The sequence below is a fragment of the Pusillimonas sp. NJUB218 genome (assembly GCF_003788685.1).
Taxonomy (GTDB): Bacteria; Pseudomonadota; Gammaproteobacteria; order Burkholderiales; family Burkholderiaceae_B; genus Neopusillimonas.
The window spans coordinates 111,583-130,274 of the sequence record NZ_NQMK01000002.1; the positions used below are offsets into that span (position 1 = coordinate 111,583).

At 57.1% G+C, this 18,692-nt stretch carries 12 protein-coding genes and 1 tRNA gene; 6 read left to right on the forward strand and 7 right to left on the reverse strand.

Annotation, left to right across the window (positions count from 1 at the left end; all coding sequences use genetic code 11):
* The first annotated feature begins 20 nt into the window (after nucleotides 1–20).
* Genes CHR62_RS03085 through CHR62_RS03095 form a run of 3 tightly spaced genes read left to right on the forward strand, consistent with a single transcriptional unit; the run spans nucleotide 21 to nucleotide 3,450 of the window.
* A complete protein-coding gene (locus CHR62_RS03085; RefSeq protein WP_093970650.1) occupies nucleotides 21–1,931 on the forward strand; it encodes an ABC transporter permease in 1,911 nt (636 codons plus the stop codon).
* Complete coding sequence (locus tag CHR62_RS03090) at nucleotides 1,928–2,704, forward strand: ABC transporter ATP-binding protein (RefSeq protein WP_093970651.1); 777 nt, start codon at nucleotides 1,928–1,930, stop codon at nucleotides 2,702–2,704. The genes CHR62_RS03085 and CHR62_RS03090 overlap by 4 nt, the downstream gene beginning before the upstream one ends.
* On the forward strand, nucleotides 2,701–3,450 hold the full coding sequence (locus CHR62_RS03095) for an ABC transporter ATP-binding protein (RefSeq protein WP_093970652.1): 750 nt from the start codon (nucleotides 2,701–2,703) through the stop codon (nucleotides 3,448–3,450). The genes CHR62_RS03090 and CHR62_RS03095 overlap by 4 nt, the downstream gene beginning before the upstream one ends.
* 82 nt (nucleotides 3,451–3,532) lie before the next feature.
* Here CHR62_RS03095 and CHR62_RS03100 read toward each other — a convergent pair whose 3' ends face one another.
* From CHR62_RS03100 to CHR62_RS03110, 3 genes are read right to left on the reverse strand one after another with little or no spacing between them, the layout of a single operon-like run.
* The gene (locus tag CHR62_RS03100; RefSeq protein ID WP_123659997.1) at nucleotides 3,533–6,358 is read right to left on the reverse strand and encodes a c-type cytochrome; all 2,826 of its coding nucleotides are present in this window, start codon (nucleotides 6,356–6,358) and stop codon (nucleotides 3,533–3,535) included.
* The gene (locus CHR62_RS03105; RefSeq protein ID WP_093970654.1) at nucleotides 6,355–6,840 is read right to left on the reverse strand and encodes a (2Fe-2S)-binding protein; all 486 of its coding nucleotides are present in this window, start codon (nucleotides 6,838–6,840) and stop codon (nucleotides 6,355–6,357) included. The genes CHR62_RS03100 and CHR62_RS03105 overlap by 4 nt, the downstream gene beginning before the upstream one ends.
* Nucleotides 6,815–7,984, reverse strand: a complete 1,170-nt coding sequence (locus CHR62_RS03110; RefSeq protein ID WP_093970655.1) for an FAD-dependent monooxygenase — start codon at nucleotides 7,982–7,984, stop codon at nucleotides 6,815–6,817. The genes CHR62_RS03105 and CHR62_RS03110 overlap by 26 nt, the downstream gene beginning before the upstream one ends.
* A gap of 328 nt (nucleotides 7,985–8,312) precedes the next feature.
* Between CHR62_RS03110 and CHR62_RS03115 the strand changes: the two genes are divergently transcribed.
* Nucleotides 8,313–10,580, forward strand: a complete 2,268-nt coding sequence (locus tag CHR62_RS03115) for a molybdopterin cofactor-binding domain-containing protein (RefSeq protein WP_123659998.1) — start codon at nucleotides 8,313–8,315, stop codon at nucleotides 10,578–10,580.
* Nucleotides 10,581–10,604: 24 nt separating this feature from the next.
* On the opposite strand, the gene CHR62_RS03120 is transcribed toward CHR62_RS03115, so the two are convergent.
* Nucleotides 10,605–11,798: a phospholipase A gene (locus CHR62_RS03120; protein ID WP_123659999.1), complete on the reverse strand. Its 1,194-nt coding sequence runs from the start codon at nucleotides 11,796–11,798 to the stop codon at nucleotides 10,605–10,607.
* Nucleotides 11,799–11,933: 135 nt separating this feature from the next.
* On the opposite strand from CHR62_RS03120, the gene CHR62_RS03125 reads away from it, so the two are divergent.
* Nucleotides 11,934–12,010: transfer RNA gene (locus CHR62_RS03125), tRNA-Arg, on the forward strand.
* Here CHR62_RS03125 and CHR62_RS03130 read toward each other — a convergent pair.
* The 3 genes from CHR62_RS03130 to CHR62_RS03140 all read right to left on the reverse strand — a co-directional run bounded on the left by CHR62_RS03130 (nucleotide 11,998) and on the right by CHR62_RS03140 (nucleotide 17,626).
* Nucleotides 11,998–14,904, reverse strand: a complete 2,907-nt coding sequence (locus tag CHR62_RS03130; RefSeq protein ID WP_123660000.1) for a transporter substrate-binding domain-containing protein — start codon at nucleotides 14,902–14,904, stop codon at nucleotides 11,998–12,000. The genes CHR62_RS03125 and CHR62_RS03130 overlap by 13 nt on opposite strands.
* A 104-nt stretch (nucleotides 14,905–15,008) precedes the next feature.
* Nucleotides 15,009–15,710, reverse strand: a complete 702-nt coding sequence (locus tag CHR62_RS03135) for a response regulator transcription factor (RefSeq protein WP_123660001.1) — start codon at nucleotides 15,708–15,710, stop codon at nucleotides 15,009–15,011.
* Complete coding sequence (locus tag CHR62_RS03140) at nucleotides 15,707–17,626, reverse strand: sensor histidine kinase (RefSeq protein WP_158214028.1); 1,920 nt, start codon at nucleotides 17,624–17,626, stop codon at nucleotides 15,707–15,709. Before CHR62_RS03140 ends, CHR62_RS03135 begins: the two co-directional genes overlap by 4 nt.
* 195 nt (nucleotides 17,627–17,821) lie before the next feature.
* Here CHR62_RS03140 and CHR62_RS03145 point away from each other — a divergent pair, with 195 nt between their 5' ends.
* Complete coding sequence (locus CHR62_RS03145; RefSeq protein WP_199722885.1) at nucleotides 17,822–18,685, forward strand: alpha/beta hydrolase; 864 nt, start codon at nucleotides 17,822–17,824, stop codon at nucleotides 18,683–18,685.
* The last annotated feature ends 7 nt before the right edge of the window (nucleotides 18,686–18,692 follow it).

An 18,692-nucleotide genomic window follows, 5' to 3' on the forward strand; every position in this document is an offset into this window, starting at 1 on the left:
AATTTTCAGGTGGCAATCAAATGGATTTGTCGGGTTTTATCGTTCAGATGCTGAACGGGTTGGCCGAAGCGTCATCATTGTTTTTGGTGGCAGCGGGGCTTTCCCTTATTTTCGGCGTAACGCGCATTGTTAACTTTGCGCACGGTTCGTTGTACATGCTGGGCATTTATGTGGCTTTCACTATTGTCCAGTCGTTCGGAAGCAGTCCATTTGGTTTCTGGTTCAGTCTGATTGCAGCGGCATTATTGGTAGGCGCGTTCGGCGCGCTGGTCGAAATTATTCTGCTTAGGCGCATTTATCGCGCGCCCGAGCTCTTTCAGTTGCTGGCGACGTTTGCGCTGGTGCTGGTCATTCGTGATGCCACCTTGTTTTTGTGGGGGCCCGAAGACTTGTTAGGGCCTGTCGCCCCGGGTCTGAATGGCTCCATCATGATTCTGGGTAGCTATTTCCCCAAATACGACATCGTCCTGATTTTTATTGGTCCGGTTGTGTTGGGTCTGCTGTGGCTGCTGTTGACGCGTACCCGTTGGGGGACGCTGGTTCGCGCCGCGACTCAAGACCGCGAAATGCTGGGTGCCTTGGGCGTGAATCAAGCCTGGCTCTTTACGGCCGTTTTTGCTTTGGGTTCTTTTCTGGCCGCTTTGGGTGGTGCAGTGCAAATCCCGCGTTTGCCGGCTAACCTGACCCTCGACCTGAGTATCATTGGTGATGCCTTCGTGATCGTGGTGGTTGGCGGTATGGGTTCCATCCCTGGGGCCTACGTGGCTGCGCTTATCATCGCCGAGCTTAAAGCGCTGTGTATTGCGTTGGGTACGGTCAGCCTATTTGGCATCAGCTTCGAATTCCCTAAATTGACGCTCGTTGTCGAGTTTATTTTTATGGCGCTTGTGCTGGTGTTCCGTCCTTGGGGTTTGTTTGGCACTGTGTCCGCCGTCAGCCGCAACTCTGCACCGATCGAAGCGCCTATTCGACCGGCTACCATGCCGTTCAAGGTGTTCATTATGGTGTCGGTGGCGGCCATTGCAGCGCTGCCTTTGTTGTCCGATATCATGCCGTATGCCACGGTATTGGCGCTCGATATTATGGTGGCCTCACTGTTTGCGCTTAGTCTGCACTTCATGATGGGGCCGGGCGGCATGCACTCGTTTGGTCATGCCGCGTACTATGGTTTGGGTGCTTATGCCGCAGCGCTGTTGCTTAAAACTGCCGCGTTTTCGATGGGTTGGTCGATGGCCATAGCACCCATTATTGCGGGTTTCGGCGCACTGATTTTTGGCTGGTTCTGCGTGCGTCTGTCGGGTGTGTATCTGGCCATGCTAACCCTTGCCTTCGGTCAAATCGTCTGGTCCATTATTTATCAGTGGGACGACTTCACCGGTGGTTCGAACGGCATGATTGGTATCTGGCCGGCCGAGTGGCTGTCGGGTGATGCGTATTACTACTTTGCATTGACCGTGGTGGTGCTGTCGGCCATTGTCCTGCGCAGGCTCTTGTTCTCGCCGTTCGGTTATGCGCTGCGTGCTGCGCGCGACTCAACCTTGCGCGCCGATGCTCTGGGCATTGACGTCAAGCGGGTGCAGTGGGCTGCCTTCGTTATTGCGGGTGTGTTTGCCGGGTTGGCTGGCGTGTTGTATGTCTTCTCAAAAGGCAGTGCATCGCCCGAGATCATCTGGGTCGGCAAATCGGTTGATGGTCTGGTCATGGTGTTGCTGGGCGGTATTCAAACACTGATTGGCCCGGTTGTCGGCGCAGCCACCTTCAGTTTCTTGCAAGACTATTTCAAAGGCCTGACCGATTACTGGTTAGCGATGTTCGGTGGCGTTATTTTGCTGATCGTTCTGGCGTTTCCGCAAGGCATCGCGGGCTATATCAAAGAACTTTTTGAATACTGGGGCGCCAAGCGTGCCGCCCGCCAGGAGCAGCCACTATGAGTTTGTTGGAAGTTCGTAATCTCAGGAAGGCCTTCGGCGGCAATATCGCCGTCGATGGCGTCAATTTCGATTTGCAGGCCGGCGAGCTGCTTGCGCTTATTGGTCCTAACGGTGCCGGTAAAACGACAACGTTCAATATGGTCAACGGCCAGTTGCAGGCTACGGCAGGCTCGATCAAGCTTAACGGCGTCGAGCTCACCCGTTTGCCGCCGCGCGAAATCGCCTATCTTGGCGTGGGTCGCACGTTTCAGATCGCCGCGACATTTGCTTCGTTGACAGTGGTTGAAAACGTGCAAATGGCCTTGCTGGCACACAACCGCAAGGTGTATTCATTCTGGAAACCGGCTGCCTCGTACTATCGCGACAAAGCCATGGCCTTGCTTGCGCAAGTGGGCATGGACTCGCAGGCCGACCGCGCCTCCAGCGAGCTGGCGTACGGTGACGTCAAGCGTGTTGAACTGGCCATGGGCCTGGCCAACGACCCCAAGCTTCTGCTCATGGATGAGCCCACCGCCGGTATGGCGCCCAAAGAGCGCAATGATCTGATGGCGCTGACTAAAAAACTGGTGGTCGATCGCAACATGGCGGTGCTGTTTACCGAACACAGCATGGACGTGGTGTTTGCCTATGCCGATCGCATGATTGTGCTGGCCCGTGGGCAATTGATTGCCGAAGGCAGTGCCGAAGAAATTCGTAATCATCCCAAAGTCCAGGAGGTTTACTTCGGGACAGGTAAAACTTTCGAGAAGAAAAAAGCAGGGGCGCAAGCATGAGCAACACCCAATTCAACCCCGACGAAACGTTATTGACGGTATCGAAACTGAATGCCTGGTACGGTGCCGCACATATTCTTTTCGACGTCGATCTGAATGTCCGGCGTGGCGAGGTTGTGGCCCTGATGGGGCGCAATGGCGCGGGCAAGTCCACCACGTTGAAGTCCATCATGGGGCTGATGGAGAAATCCAAAGGCGATATCCATTTCATGGGCAAAAAAATCAGCGGACGCCAGCCTTATGAAATCTCCCGGGCTGGCATCGGGTTCGTGCCTGAAGACCGCCGTGTCTTTGCCGACCTGACCGTAACCGAGAACCTTGAAGTGGGTCGGCAGGCCGCGCGCCAATGGCCTGACGGCACCACTGCCTATACTTGGACGCCCGAGGCGCTGTACAAGCTGTTTCCCAATTTGGGGGCCATGCAAGATCGCCCGGGCGGTCAAATGAGCGGTGGTGAGCAACAAATGCTGACGGTAGCGCGTACGCTCATGGGCAATCCGTTCCTGGTGCTGCTCGATGAGCCCTCTGAAGGTGTTGCACCGGTCATTGTCGAGCAAATGGCCAACACCATTATTGCTCTGAAAGAGCATGGTGTCAGTGTTCTGCTGTCAGAGCAAAACATCCACTTTGCCGAACTGGTGTCAGATCGCGTGTATGTCCTCGAGAAGGGGCAAATCCGTTATGCTGCAACCATGGAAGAACTGGCCGAGAACGAAGAAATCCGTCGCAGTTACCTGACTGTGTAGCATCGTTGTTATTGGTCGTTTAAAACAATTCAGCCCGGGTGATCCCGGGCTGAGTTGTTTTTGGGTAGGCGGCTAATTGGGGTTAGGGCCCATGCATAGTGCGGATCGACGATATTTTTTCGTCGAGCCCTTGCCACTGGGGTTTGCCGGGCGCAAAGCGTGCTCGCATGTATTCGATCATTTCGCGAATTTGCTTGTCGTTCAGGCTGTCTTTGAAGCCTGGCATATAGCCCAGCCCCTGGCCGGTTGGGTCGTCGATGCCGTGCATCAAGACTTGGATCACGTTGTCGGGATGGTCGCTGTGTATGTTGGTGTTCAGGGCTAGCGACGGTCGTGCGCCAAACAGTGGGGGGCCTTCGCGGGCGTCGTGACAGACGGCGCAGGCACCTTCGAAGAGCGCTTCGCCGGGCATCGTCATGACTCCGACGTTGCTGCGGCTGGCCTCTTCTAGTTTTGCGGCAGTCAAGGCCGCTGGTTCTGCCGAGGCGGGGGGCGGATTGATGGCTGCCAGGTAATGCGCCATGGCGCGAACATCGGACTCGGGCAGTTGTGCCAGGTTTTGCACCACCGGACCCATCGGGCCCGAAGCGACGCCATGCACTGACGAATAGCCGTTGCGCAAGTAATCGAAGAGCGTGTCTTCGGTCCAGGCTATGGGGGCTTTCGAAAGGGCGTTCAGGGCCGGGGCTTCCCAGCCATCGGCGAAACCGCCGGCCAGGAAGTTTTGGGCGCCTGACTTTTCGGCTCCCATGCTGTTGCGTGGAGAATGGCAGGCCGCGCAGTGACCAGCGCCTTGTACCAAATACGCGCCACGGTTCCAGAGGGTGGATTGCGTCGGGTCGGGTTGATAAACCTCGTTTTTGTGGAACAAGGTGTTCCAGCCTGCCATCAGGGGGCGCGCGTTGTACGGGAAAGCCAGCTCGGTTTTGGGCGGCGTTGCGGAAACGGGTTCCCGCGTCATCAGGTAGGCATACAACGACTGCATGTCGGCGTCGGTGATTTTGGCAAACGCTGTATATGGGAACACCGGATACAAATGGCGGCCGTCGCGATGGATGCCTTCGCGCATGGTGCGTTCGAAGGCCGCGTAAGACCAGTTGCCTATGCCAGTTTGCGAATCGGGCGTGATGTTGGTGGTGTACACCGTACCGAAAGGCGTTTCTAGGGGGCGCCCGCCGGTGTTTTCGATGCCGCCTTCAGCGGTATGGCACACCATGCAGTCGCCAGCCAGAGCCACCAGCCTGCCGCGTTCGATGGCTGCGGCCGAGTAGATTGTGGTGTCGACAGCGACAGGGGCTATGGCGCCACGCAGTGGTAGGGCTGTGAGGACCAAGCCGGCGGCGCTGGCCGCAATGCCGCCCAGCAAACCGTAGGCCCAGCGTTTGCTACGCTTGCTTTCGGTGGCGTCACCCTGCGGTAGAAGGTTGCCGGTGTTGAAGGGGGCCTGGCGTATGCGGGTGCCGGTTGCCTTGTATATGGCGTTGGCAATGGCGGCAGCTGCCGGCAGTTGCGCATTTGGGTGCCACGCCAGGGGTGTGCCGACGGCGCTTTGCTGCGGCACAACCGACACTTCGGGTAGCGTCAGTGCCCCTGTTGTGTAGGTGTTGGTATCGGCCCACTGGTCGAATGTGTCGGGTGCGCCCAGAAGACCTCGGGCGGTATCGCGTACATGGTGTTCGATCTTAGTTGCATCGTTTGCCGATGCTAGCGCGTTGGCGGTATGGCCGACGGTTAGGCGGGTGATGTCGATGGCGCCGTCGTTGACGGCCACTTCGGCCACCCAGGCCGACCATACTGCTTGAGGCGGGTCTTGTGCGTTGTCGATAATTTGGGCGCAAGCAAAGCCCTTGCCGGCCCCGGGTTGGGGCGGGTCGAACCAGCCCGCTTGCTGCGCCACCGATTCGACCAGCGCTTTGCCGGTGGGATCGGTAATGGTGTCCAGCCGTGCTTTTACTGGATCCTGGCTTTGCAGCGCGCACAGTTCATCAAAAAATGATTCTCGGGCAAACACGCCGGCGGCAATAGCGTTGTCGTTGGCTGGCCCAAGGGCGTAAGCGGTTGCAGCAGGCTGTTGGCTAACCGGTACACCGTAGAGTGTGTCGGGTTGAGCCATTGCGCCGGCGTACCGATGCTCGACGCCGCATAGCAGTGCAGCAACTGACGGCCGTAATGCGTTGGCCATGTTTGCACGTTCTGTGTATTGGCTGGCCGGGGTGCCGTCGGCTTGCAGCTCGAGGGCGATGGTTGCGGGCCCCGTCGTTGTGTCGTGTTGTACGCGAACGGGTTTGCTGCGGCCAAAAGCCAGGAGCGCGGCATCGACGGCGGCATCGTAGCCTTCGCCGGGTTGGTCGTTAGTAACCAGTGTGACCTGTTCTGCCGGTAAGCCGCACAACGATGCGATCTCGGCTCGTAACTGGGCTGCCCGGCTGGTATTTGCCCAGAGCGTCAGGCCGGTTGGGGTATGACGTGCAATTGCCCATACCGGCTCGTCGTCTGGGGTGTTTACCCACGTATAACTGCGGGTGATGCCGGGAGAGGCCGGTTGGGGTGCGGCTGAAGCTTGCCCCGTATTGGTCAGCTGCGCGACGCGTTGAGGTTCGGGGTCACGCCATTGGGCCTGAATTTGCGCGCGGGCGTGCGCTGCTTGGTTGGGCTGCGACGCAATAACCGCCACAAAGTTGTGGCGTATAACAATATCGACAACGCCCGGCACGTGTCGGGCGGCGTCGACCTGAATGTGTTGAAGCGCCGGACCGCAGTAGGCTTGGCCGTTCCAGTGGATGTTGGGTGGGCGAAGCACGGCGCCATGCAGCAGGTCGCCAGCGCCGGGAAGGGCCAGGTCGTGGTGCCCAACAAGGCGGGCAAGGTTCGGGTTGTGTTGTGCTGGGGTGTTGGCCGGTACGGTCATTGGGTGGTTTGCAGCGCTTTTGCAGCTTCGAGGGCAGCTTCGACGATTTCGACATGCGTGCCACAGCGGCAAAGGTTGTATTTGAGCTCTTGGCGGATTTGTTGTTCGGTGGGGTTTGGGTTGCGGTTCAGCAGCGCCTGAATAGTCATGATCATGCCGTTAAGGCAATAGCCGCACTGGGCGGCTTGCTTGTCGATAAAGGCCTGCTGTACCGGGCCGGGTGCTGCGGCGGTGCCCAGCCCTTCGAGGGTGACGATATCGTGACCGACAACTCCCTTGACGGGCAAGACACAAGACCGCGCGGCGACGCCATCGACCAGAACGGTACAGGCGCCGCATTCGCCCAAGCCACAACCAAACTTTGGCCCATTCAGTTCAAGGTCGTTGCGCAGCACATAAAGTAGCGGGGTGTCGGTTTCGACCTCGATGTGATGCGCGTGACCGTTAACATTGAGCTCAACAAGTTGGGGCGGTTTGTTCATTATTTTTTTTTGCGTCGACCAGCGGTGTGGTGAATACGTCGTATCCGAAGCACCAGTCGGGGTTTTCGTTGGTTTTTAGCCAGGTGTTGTTATGGGAAACCAGTTGTACCTTGCTCGCACGCTCGGCACGATTGGCTTCGTATAGGTTAAACACTGCATCAAGGTCTGTAAAGCCCATTTCCTGGAAGCAGCGGGTAAGAATGGCGGCGTCTTCGATAGCCATGGCGGCGCCTTGTGCCATATGGGGCTTCATGGGGTGGCAGGCGTCGCCCAACAACACCATGCGGCCACGGCTCCAGAGGGGCAGTGGGTCGCGTTCCAGCAGGGGCCAGCGGGTGACTTCCTGGGTGCCTTCGATGAGGGCTTGAACACTTGAGTGCCAGCCGCCAAATACGCGTCGCATTTCGTCTTTGGAGCAGGGCTCCCAGCTTTTGCTCATGTCCCAGGTGCTTTCAGGTACGCCGGTCACGTAGTAGATTTCGTCCTTTTTGCTGGTAACGAAGTAGACCATCATGTGGTCATTGCCGGCCCACCATTTGCAGCACATGTCGAAGGGTAGTGCGCCGCTGTCGATGGGCGTCGGGAACACGGCGCGGTGCGCGACGTATCCGGTGTATTTGGGCAGTTCGGAGCCCAGCAGAGTATCGCGGATCTTTGAATTAATACCGTCGGCGCCAACGACAATGTCGGCTTCTTCGGTGGTGCCATCAGCGAAGCTCAGAACCACTTTATCGCCCAAGTCTTCGACCTTGGACAGTTTTTTGTTGAATTCGAGAATGCCGGGTGGCAATGCATCGGTCATGAGTTTGTGGAAGTCGCCGCGGTGAACCGTGAGATAGCTGGCGCCGTAATGCGAGACCGCGTAATCGCCCAGTGGGATCTGGGCCATGACTTCGCCGGTAACGCCGTCGCGGCTGTACCAGTAGTCGGGGTGGGCGCCAATGCGGTTGAGTTCATCTTCGATGCCTATGGCGCGCATGACCTTCATGACGTTAGGGCCCAGGTGGATGCCGGCGCCAATACGGGCGAACGCGGGCGCCTGTTCGTACACCTTGACGTTGAAACCTGCTTTGGCCATAAGGGCTGCACCGGCGGTGCCGCCAAGGCCGGCGCCAATAATTGCGATACGAGGGTTCTGTTTCATGGCAGGGCTCCTGAGAAGTGAAATTGCCAAATGCTGGAATCAAGTTATTTGTAGTGTATACACTCTAATTTTTTTGGTAAATAAAATTCTATTAGGTGTTTATACCTAGATTTATCTAATTCTGTTTTATTCGTAAGTCACTGTATTTAATTCATATATTTTATTATTTAGATATTTTTTCGCAATGTGAAACGTTGAAATACCATGTGAAAAATTAGCTCTGCTCAGGCCTTATAAAGTGTATACGTTGTATATGGCTGTGTTTTTATGATTCTTGGCGCTACAATGCGCACATGTGCTGTACTTCGTTGCACTTACGAGGCCCTCTATGCAATTTCTCGACCCAAAAGCCGACCGCGAGGCACTTTTTTCACGCGCGGGCACATTGATCGTGGTGCGCCCGGCGGCAGCCTCGCCCAAGCCCGCGCCAGGGCAACCCGGTATTGCGTCCGACTATCAACAGCCCTATCCAGATATCTTTGTGGCAATGCTCGATGACGGTCGGGTGTTGGCCTTCAATGGTCACGTCGACCTGGGTACGGGTATCAGGACGGCGTTGGCGCAGATCGTGGCCGAAGAGCTCTACTTGCCACTCGATCGCGTACGCATGGTGTTGGGCCATACCGAGGCCACTCCCAACCAGGGGCCCACCATTGCCAGCGCCAGCATCCAGATTTCGGCGGTACCTCTGCGTAACGCCGCTGCAGTAGCGCGCGAGTTTTTGCATGATCGCGCTGCGGTTCAGCTTGGCGTTGCGCGCGATACCCTTCAGTTGGTCGATGGGGTGTTCTGCGCGCCCGATGGTGCGCGTATCGATTACGCCGCTTTGCTATCTGGGCAGCATTTTCAGCTCGAGTATCAGGCCGAGGTCCCAATCAAAGACAGCGGTCGTTACGCGGTAGTGGGCCAGTCGGTACGCCGTGTCGATATCCCCGCTAAGGCAACCGGCCAGTTAACGTTCGTGCACGATGTTCGGGTGCCAGGTATGTGGCATGCACGCGTTATTCGTCCGCCGTATACAGGGCGTGACAGTGGCGATTTTGTCGGCCATTCATTGCAATCTGTCGATACGTCGTCGCTCAGTGCCATTGCCGACGACATCCAGGTGGTGGTCATTAAAGATTTTGTTGCTGTGGCCGCGCGGCGCGAAGAGCATGCCATCAAGGCCATGAAGGCACTCAAGCTCACCTGGAAGCCCGTGCCGGCGCTGGAGCATCTGGACGACCTGGACCAGGCCTTGCGCGCCCAGACGCACAAGGTCAGGCCACTGGTTCAAAAAGATGAAGCCGATCCGGCCGCTCAGCCTGGCGTTACCCTGAAGCGCACCTATATATGGCCCTTCCAGATGCATGCGTCCATTGGTCCGTCGTGTGCCGTGGCCGATTATGCGGCCGATCAGGTCCGCATCTGGTCCGGTACCCAAAACCCGCACATGTTGCGCGTCGAGTTGTCGCGTTTGCTCGAACGTGACGAAGGCGAGATCGACATCATCCGCTACGAGGCTTCGGGCTGCTATGGACGCAATTGCGCCGACGATGTCTGTGCCGATGCAGTGCTGGTGTCGCGGGCCATTGGCCATCCGGTACGCGTTCAGCTCACACGTGAGCAAGAGCATGGTTGGGAGCCCAAAGGCGCGGCCCAGCTTATTGATATTGAAGGCGGGCTCGACCAGCACAACGAATTGCTTTCTTACGATTTCGTGACGCGTTATCCGTCCAACGATGCGCCGACCCTGGCCCTGATTCTGACCGGAGTTGTCAGCAACCAGCCGCGTATGCTCGAAATGGGCGACCGCACGTCAGTGCCTCCTTACAGTTACCCGCGGCAAACTATTACGTGCCACGATATGCCGTCCATAGTGCGTTCGGCGTGGTTGCGCGGTGTATCGGCGTTGCCTAATTCGTTTGCCCACGATTGCTTTATCGACGAGCTTGCCGTCGAGGCAGGGGCCGATCCGGTCGAGTTTCGCTTGCGTAATTTGCCCGACGATCGCGCGGCCGATTTGCTCCGTGCAACGGCGCAGCGCGCTAACTGGGTGGCGGGTCAGTACGGTTCGCGCGGGGTGCCAGACACTGCACATGAGTTGCATGGGCGCGGCGTTGCCTACGCGCGTTATGTGCACAGCAAATTTCCAGGCTTTGGGGCAGCGTGGGCGGTATGGGTCATCGACCTGACGGTCAACGCCAACACCGGCAAAATTCGTGTGAAAAACGTGGTGGTGGGTCAGGACACCGGCCTGATCGTCAATCCCGACGGCGTTCGTCATCAAATCGAAGGCAATGTTATTCAATCTTTAAGTCGGGTACTTAAAGAGCGGGTAGCCTTTAATGCCAAGGGCGTTGTCGATCAGGAGTGGGGCGCGTATCCGATTTTGCCCTTCACCGAAGTGCCGCCTATCGATGTGTTTTTATTACGTCGCGATGACCAGCCGCCCATGGGTTCCGGCGAGTCGGCAACGGTGCCCAGCGCTGCGGCGATTTCAAATGCCTTATTCGATGCCACCGGCGTGCGCTTTCGTGAAATCCCGTTCACGCCCGACAGAATTTTGGCCGGCCTGGCAAGCGTGCTTGAGGGCCAGGCCGAGCCGGTAGCGTAATGACAGGGTTTCGGCGCGGCTAGGTCAGGGCACCAGTGCAATCCCGATGCGCACCTGCCCATCACTTTTTTGGTTGTAACCCAGCAGCGTTTCGCCCCAGCCCCTGAAATACTGGACATGCAAAAAGCCATTCATGTTCAGGAACGTACGTTGCAGCGGCCAGGCGGCTTCCAGCTGAGTGGTGGTGCGGCCGCTCTTGCCTTGCCGGTATAGCCCCGTCAAGATCAGGCCATTGGGCTGCGCCCATCTTAGTTTCCAGTCGACATAGCCGGCGTAATCGGCAAAATCGGGGTTCTCGTTTTTACTGAAGTAGGCCTTGGCCCTTGGCATGAAGCTTAATAGACTGCCGCCATCAAAGCGGTAATTAACTTCTGGCTGGACATACACGTCGTTAATCGATCGCGAATCGATACCGCTTTTGCCATTTGACCGATGCTCGACCCCCATGGCCAGACCGCCGACCCATTGTTGGTCCGAGGTACTCATCAGGGCGGGGTTGTGCCAGAAAATGCCGGGGTTGTAAGTGCTGTCAATAAAAGGCTTTGAACTGCCTTCCAGATCCCATAGCGAGGTTTGTGTGTAGCCCAGATAAAGATGGTCATACCAGGCCGGCCGCGCGGGGTTGTCGGGTGAAAACAGTCGATACTTGAAGCTGACCTGAAAGCGGGCATTGGTGCCCTCTCGGCCACCGACATCGAAGTAAATGGGCTCGTAGGGTGAAATTGCGCGTCGGAAGTTCTCGAAAGGCGAGGAGCTGACGGGAACTGCTTCGGGGGCCGGCGGCAAACCTGCGGCATCGGCATGATGTGCAGGCACGGGCTGGTTGGGGTTGTCGGCTTGCAGGGCCAGGAGCGTGGGGCTGTTGTCGACAGCCAGCGTTTGCAGGCCCTGGATGTCTTTTGGAACTGTCACGGCCCAGCGTCGGGCGGCAAATTGGCCTGGTGCAAGGGCAACAGGCGAGGGGCTTTCAACCATTTCTGCCGTCACTGTCATGACTTGTCCGGCGGCGTCACGCCATTGAATGGACAAGTCCTGCCTCGGCGTCCAGGTGATTGGAGCCTGGCTTTCGTTGGTGGCTACGCCTTTAACGTACAGCGTTTCGCCAGGTTGGGCGCGACTGGTGTCCAGCTGGTAACTGACAAAAGCCCATGCCGGGCGTGCGGTCGCAGCGACGGTGACCAAAAGCAGCAAAAGGGTGTGTTTGAGTAGAGGGCGCATAATGATAACCAGCCAGGCAATGTGAGTGCACGGCCACACAAGTGGAATTTGATTGTCAGTTTAACCGTTTGGCGTGCGCCGTCGGGCACCAGAGGCCATCAGCTATAATGCGCCCCGGTAGTGTTTGCTACCTGTGCGTCGTTAGCTCAGCTGGATAGAGCACGGGCCTTCTAAGCCTGAGGTCGGGGGTTCGAGACCCTCACGACGCGCCATCGGTTCCTGTGGAAAGTGCCTGTACTACGCGGTTACGGCCTTGGCTTTTGGCTCGGTATAGCGCCTGGTCGGCGGCAAGTAGCCAATGGGTGGGCACGGCCTTTTTTGTGGGTGTTTGCAGGCAGTAACCAATACTGATCGTCAGGTGCAATACCTGGGTTTCGTATTGAATCGGCATGGCGCTTACTGCTTCGCGTAGCAACTCAAGGCGGTTGTGTGCCTCGCCCACCGACCCTACCGCTGCAAAAATAACAAACTCTTCGCCACCGAATCGTATGACGTTGTCTCCGGTACGCTGGAAGTGGCTGCGTAGAGTCTCAGCCAGTACTTTCAGGCACTCGTCGCCGGCGGCGTGGCCATAATCGTCGTTTACCCGCTTGAAGTGATCAATATCGACCATCGCCACCAAAAAAGGCGTGGCGCTGCGCAAGCAATGTTGAAACAGAATATCGTAGGTTTGGTCGAAGCGAGTCCGGTTGCCCAGACCCGTCAACTGGTCTGTGGCGCTAAGCTTGGCCAGTTGTGCGTTGGCCTGTTCTAGCTGTCGGTTCAGCGAACGCAGTTTCCGGTTCCAGGCATAAAACCCCAAAATCAAGACCAGCGCGCCGGCCATCAGTTGCCACACCAGGCTGTAGTCAACATGGGCACTCAGATGTACCGAGCGCCACTGGTTCTCGATTTGGTTTAGCTCGTCTGCCCCAGCGCTGCCCACGACTTTTTGCATGATACCGGCCAGAATCTGGTTGTCTTTTACTGTGGCAATGGCAAGTGTGGTGTCCATGGGGACCCGGCCAATTACCCTGATGTCGGCCAAGCGCATGTCTTGCAGTTGCTGGCTGGTTGTGGCCAGCGTGCCAATGTAGCCGTATAGCTCGCCGCTTTGAACTTTACGTAGGCCCTCTGCTTCGTTGGCGACGGGTATCAGGTTCAGATTGGGGTGACGTACGCGCAAGTCCTGGAAGAGTCCGAAGTCGCGCGTGATGCCGATGGGAGAGCGTTCGAGTTCGGCCAGGGCGGTGATGAAGGGCGATTCGATGCGCCCGAGCAGCACGGTGGGCAAGGCATAGTAAGGGGCTGAATAGGTAATGTCAGAGTGATGCTGTAGCCCGCTGCCATTTGATGCGCCTGGGATCAGATCGCAGCGTCCGGCCTGCAGCGCGTCAAGCGATGCACGCCACGACGTGGTTTCGTAAAGTCGGGTTTCAATACCCAACCTGCGACTAGCCAGTCTTAAAAAACCCGAGGCAATGCCCTGGTGTTGACCTTTGGCGTTGATGCCATCAAGCGGCATCCAGTCGCGGTGGGCGCAGAACGTCAGGGTGTGGTTCTTTTGCGTCAGGTAGGCGTTTTCAACGTCTGATAGCAGTACCGTGCCGGCAGCGTTGCTGGAAGTTTCAAAATAGGCGCCCAGCCATCGGTTCTCGATAGCCCGCATTTCTGATGGGCTAATACCATTGAGCGCCTGATTAAGCACCGGTACCAGCGCGTCAAGTTCTGGGCGAATGGCGAAGCGCAGGTCTTCGCGGACGATGTCGTCAAGATGCAGTTCGCCCGCGATATGAATATTTCTCAAGCCTTGGTCGCGTATCCAGTGGTTGCCGTTGTCGAGTGCAGCAAGCACCAGATCGACCTGCCCGTTTGCCAAGGCCACAAACATAGAAGCTTGATCGTCGAAGGCAATGGCGTCTTTGCCCAGAACGTCGCGCAACGCGTCGGCATAAAAGATGCCGGCGCCGTAACCCACGCGCAAGCCGTGAAGGTCTTCTTTTCGGGTTAAGCGAAGGTCGGGCGATTGGCTGAAGCCAACGACAGACACAAAGTGATAGGGCTGCGTGAAGCGACTGAATTCGCGCCGGGCGGGAAGGTCGGAAATGTTGGCCATGATGTCAATTTCGCCACGCTGAAACATTTCGATCAGCTGACTCCATTGGCCCACCACGGGCACGGCTCGAAGCCCGGTCAGATCCATGATGCGCGCCAGAATGTCGACCGTTAAACCCTGGACTTGTCCGCCGTCTTCGAAACTGAGTGGTGCGTAGTCTCGCATCAAACCCACCCGAAGCGGGCCTTGTTGGCGAAGCAGCGTTTTTTGTGCTGGCGTTAGCTGAAACTGCGGTACCTGTAGGGATTTTCCGCCAAATTCCTGCCATTTTTCCCGGGTGTCTTCAAGCCATTTGGGGTCAAGGCTTGCCAGAGCCGTTTCCAGCTTTTCGTGCAGGTTGGTCAGTTCCGGCTGAACGGCGATCCGGAAGTCTTCGTTTTCTTGGCCGCCAAGGGGCGCTGGGCCGATGGGTTGCACGCTGACCAGACCCTTTTGTCGCGCAAAATACGACAGGGTGACCTCGGAGCCGATGATTGCGTCAACCCAGCCAAACGACAAGGCCTGAATCATTTCTGGTTGAAGGCTGTATTCGATCAGGTTCAGGCCGGCGTCGCGCAACGTCTGCAGGTAGTACACATCGCGAAGTACGCCGATACGCTTGCCTTTCAGGTCGGCCAGGCTGTCTGCCCCCGATAACGGCCGATTGGCGTCGTGCATGATAATGGTGCGACGCAAATGGTAGGGGCGGGTAAAGTGCATCAGCCTGACGCGGTCTTCGCGCCAGGAAACTTCGTCGAGGGCATCAAGTTCGCCGCGCAGAAACGCGGCATAAATGTCGGTCCAGCTCCCGACGCGATAATCGAAGTTGACGCCTGATATTTCGCCGACCTTGTTCAGGATGTCGACTGAAAAGCCTTGGGGGCCGTTGGTGCCGAAGCTTGAGTAGGGTTCGTTGTCGGCGACGATGCCGATGGATACGGTGTTCTGGGCGGATGAAGATGCCGGGAGTGCTGCCAGCAGCGGGGCGCAAAGCAGAAAAAAAATCAGTATCAACCGTTGAGGCCAGTGCATCTTGAAGCTTGCCAATCCGTAATCTGGAGCAATTTCTCAATGTGCCTGTTCCTGCAGAGACTTTCCAGTCTCAATTCTCTCAGTTGTCTCGATTGTTGACAAAATTAGGGGTCGTGGCTGACCAGGACGACCCCTTTGCCGAAGATGGTGCGCAACGGCAGCGGGAAATGCTGCTGGCGGGCTTTTGAGCGCAGCCGGTTCAAGATGACATCGATACGGTGAATGTCGGGTTCGGGTTCGTAGCCAAACAGCAGGTTGTGCAGCATCTCTTTGCTGCATACCTCGTTACGGTGACGGTAAAGGGCCTCTATGAGGCGGTGTTCTTGCGTCGTCAGATGCAGGGTGTTGCCGTCGGGCGCTTTAAGGCTGTTGTGCTCGAGCTGCCATTTTGCCGCTGACGCAGGCGCTTGCCCGGTGGTGTCGAGTAATGACTGTTTTTGCAGGCGCGACCAGAGCGCCTGAACGATCTGCGCCAGGTCGGCAAAGTTGATGGGCTTGATCAAATAATGGTCGGCGCCCAGCCCAAGGCCGCGCAGCTGGTCGTCACGACTGCCGCGCGCCGATATGACAATCAGTCCATAGCTGCCAACGGTACGTAGATACTCGATCACGCTAAAGCCGTCCTCTCCTGGCAGTCCGATATCGACCAGGACAATGTCGGCGGGCGTGCGGTGTAGTTGTTTCCAGAATGATTCGGCGCTGCTTTGACCCCATACACTGTGACCTCGCGACTGCAGAAAGAACATCAGCTCTTCGCGCAAATCGTCGTTGTCTTCAATAATGGCAATGCGTGAGTTGTCTGTCATTGTCTTTTTTTGGCGCTGCTTTTTGCGGGTAGGGTGAGGATAAACTGGCAACCTTGCGGATGATTGGGTTTTAGCACAAGCGTTCCGCCGTGCGCGGTGGCGATTTCTTGGGCTACATGAAGCCCAAGCCCTGTTCCGTTGGTGCGGCGGCCTGGGCTTTCGACGCGCTGGTAGCGTTCGAAGATCCGTTCGGCGTACTCGGCGGGGATGCCCGGTCCGGTGTCGGTAATGCTGACAGCCACCGTGTCGGCAAAGGTAGAAATATCAATGTTAATGGGGCCCGGGTCGGTATGCTTGAGCGCGTTGTCGAGCAAATTGGACAAGGCAATACGCAACAAGGCGGCGTCGGCCGACAAAACGACCAGCCCCGGTACGCGCAAAGTCGGCTTCCCGTTGATCGTCAGCTTGATGTGGTGTTCGCTGGCTGTGTTGAAGAGGTCGATGACGGATCGGGTGAGCCCGACCAGGTCGGTTGATTGGCGGTCAAGGTATAGGTTGGCTGACGAAAGTCGTGAGTCGGCCAGGCAGTTGTCGGTCAGTTGGACTAGCCGGTCGGTAGCGCGCTGGATCTTGTCGTACCTGATTTCGCGTTGCGCATCGTTGATTGGCGTGAGCCGCAAGTTTTGCAGGGCACTCGAAATAATGGCAAGGGGGGTGCGGAACTCGTGAGCCACCATGCCAATGAACTGACGTTGATGCACATTGGCCTCGCGCTCAAGCTGCAGTTCGCGCGCCAGAAGGCGTTTTTCTCGAGTTTGCCGGTTTTGGGTCTGAACCCGGTGAACCGCCAGGCCCAGGACCGTCAAAATATTAAGCATGAGTGCGTATTGCCAGACGACGTAAATGGCGTCGTAGTATGGGATCAGCCCATACAGCGAGAGCTGCGCCATGATGCCGGTAGCAAAGTAAACCAATGGCGACATGCCCAGCAACAGCAGCCCCAGGCTTATTTTTTTCTGAAAGTAAAGAACTAGAGGCCAGACCAGAAAGGTGGCGACGCCGACGCCGAAGATCAGGGTTTGCATTTTGACCGCCAAAGCGTATTGACCCAACGGAATCAGCAGCGTCAGCAGCGCAATCAACACGGCCGCACCCAGCACGAATCGATACACTCTTGGGGCATGCTGCCTGAACTCAAGCATTTCGGCCCACATCCAGAGCAGGCTGGAAAAAGCCATCAGGTTCAGGACGCTGGTCAGGTAGTGTTGCAGGTTTGGGGCATAGTCACCCAATAGCCAATTGATAAACCCTTCTATGCAAGCCACCAGCATGTAGGTGAGTGAAAACAGGCAGATGGACCACAAAAAGGGCTTGCGTATAAAAATGGCCAGCAATAACGCCAGCCCAAACGAGATGGCGGCAAGCCCAAAATAAAAGCTCCAGAACCCAGTGGATTTGGCGGTGTGCTCACTCAACCCGGCAGGCGTCCAGAGGGTTGCCTTCAGCAGTAGTGCGCTATCGCTTTCTGCTCTGAAGACAACGTCGTATCCCGGGCTGTCGGGTGCGGGGGCGGGGATGTTGAATACCGCAAAGCGGTAATCGATGTCGCCACGTTTGCCTGGCCAGAGGTCGCCAGCGCTTTTGCGTGTCCAGGCCCCGTCTGAGCCGGCCGGCCTGAAGTACACGGCAATATCATTAATGAAGTTAGGCCCGACGGTGAGCCACCCGTCTTTACCTTCGAAGGCGCTGGCGGGTAAAAAAGTTTTCAACCAGAGCGCGGATGCGGTGTAACCCAGCGAAACCGGAACTTGACTGCGTTGCAATGCTGATTCGGGCAGGGCCAGGAATTCGTCGAGGTGTATGGCGGCGGTCGTGTCTTCGTGCCAGGCAAACGGCAGGTTTGGTCCCAGGTGCATTTGCGCCTTAGCGGCGGGCCATATACCCAGGGCGGCCGCCAGCAAAACCAGTTGGGCCATAATTCGCCACGGTGCACTAGTGTGCCAGGCCCGGTTTGGCTGCATGTAACGGTGCTCCGGTTGAGGTGGATGGGCCACTTTTGTAACCCGGGCAGGGCGCGCCGCGCAAGGCTTTGGGGGTAGGGTGCGTGATAGAATCTTCGCCATCTTTCAACATGAAAATCAAGCAATCAGTTTGCGCCGGAGACTCAATTTATGTCCAGCTTTAATGGTTTGTCCAATGGTCGCGTCAAGTGCCCAACCGAACTTAGTGAAAAGGGTTATGCCTTGCGGGCGGCTTTCCCAGACTTTCCCGAAGTGGCCAAAGGTTGGCAAGACAAGACTGCAGCCCTGATCGCCCGCCTGAATCCCGAGCGCGATATTGCTTATGGTGACGAACCCCTGCAAAACCTTGATTTTTATCGTGTCGAGAAGCCCAACGCACCACTGCTGGTGTTTGTCCATGGTGGCTACTGGCAAAGTGGTGATAAAAGCGATGTCGGTCTGATTGCCGAGCCCTATGTTGCAGCGGGTATTAATGTCGCCGTCATCAATTATTCGCTGGCGCCCCAGGCGCGCATCGAGGACATGGTCGTCGGAGTGCGTCGTTGCATCAAGTGGCTCCATACCAATGCGGCGCGCTTTGGTTTTGACGCGGGTCGCATTTCCATCATGGGGCACTCGGCCGGTGGGCATCTGGTGTCCGAAATGGTGGCTAACGTTCCCGAGAATCAGGGGATGCCCGAGATCAAATACTGTTTCGCCATCAGTGGTGTGTTCGATCTGCCGCCACTGGTACCGTCCAGCGTCAACAAGGCGCTTTCGCTCGACTTGGCTCGGGCCGAAGCCTTGAGTCCAGCGGCAAAAAAAGCACCGGTATCGACGCGTGTGCACACGATCATTGGCGAACACGAAACAGGTCAGTTTCATTTGCAGTCGTCCGCGATCGCTCAACAGTGGGGCGCCGCGGTAACCGATCATCATGTTGTGCCCGACACCCATCACTTTACGGTGCTTGATGTCCTGGCCGACCCAGCATCGCCCTACAGTCGTGTCATTGCTGACACGATCAATGCGTAAGGCACGG

Excerpts from the sequence above, each read along its gene's own strand:
- CHR62_RS03085 (WP_093970650.1), top strand. The coding sequence starts at position 21 with ATGGATTTGTCGGGTTTTATCGTTCAGATGCTGAACGGGTTGGCCGAA.
- CHR62_RS03090 (WP_093970651.1), top strand. The coding sequence starts at position 1,928 with ATGAGTTTGTTGGAAGTTCGTAATCTCAGGAAGGCCTTCGGCGGCAAT.
- CHR62_RS03095 (WP_093970652.1), top strand. The coding sequence starts at position 2,701 with ATGAGCAACACCCAATTCAACCCCGACGAAACGTTATTGACGGTATCG.
- CHR62_RS03100 (WP_123659997.1), bottom strand. The coding sequence starts at position 6,358 with ATGACCGTACCGGCCAACACCCCAGCACAACACAACCCGAACCTTGCC.
- CHR62_RS03105 (WP_093970654.1), bottom strand. The coding sequence starts at position 6,840 with ATGAACAAACCGCCCCAACTTGTTGAGCTCAATGTTAACGGTCACGCG.
- CHR62_RS03110 (WP_093970655.1), bottom strand. The coding sequence starts at position 7,984 with ATGAAACAGAACCCTCGTATCGCAATTATTGGCGCCGGCCTTGGCGGC.
- CHR62_RS03115 (WP_123659998.1), top strand. The coding sequence starts at position 8,313 with ATGCAATTTCTCGACCCAAAAGCCGACCGCGAGGCACTTTTTTCACGC.
- CHR62_RS03120 (WP_123659999.1), bottom strand. The coding sequence starts at position 11,798 with ATGCGCCCTCTACTCAAACACACCCTTTTGCTGCTTTTGGTCACCGTC.
- CHR62_RS03130 (WP_123660000.1), bottom strand. The coding sequence starts at position 14,904 with ATGCACTGGCCTCAACGGTTGATACTGATTTTTTTTCTGCTTTGCGCC.
- CHR62_RS03135 (WP_123660001.1), bottom strand. The coding sequence starts at position 15,710 with ATGACAGACAACTCACGCATTGCCATTATTGAAGACAACGACGATTTG.
- CHR62_RS03140 (WP_158214028.1), bottom strand. The coding sequence starts at position 17,626 with ATGGCCCAACTGGTTTTGCTGGCGGCCGCCCTGGGTATATGGCCCGCC.
- CHR62_RS03145 (WP_199722885.1), top strand. The coding sequence starts at position 17,822 with ATGTCCAGCTTTAATGGTTTGTCCAATGGTCGCGTCAAGTGCCCAACC.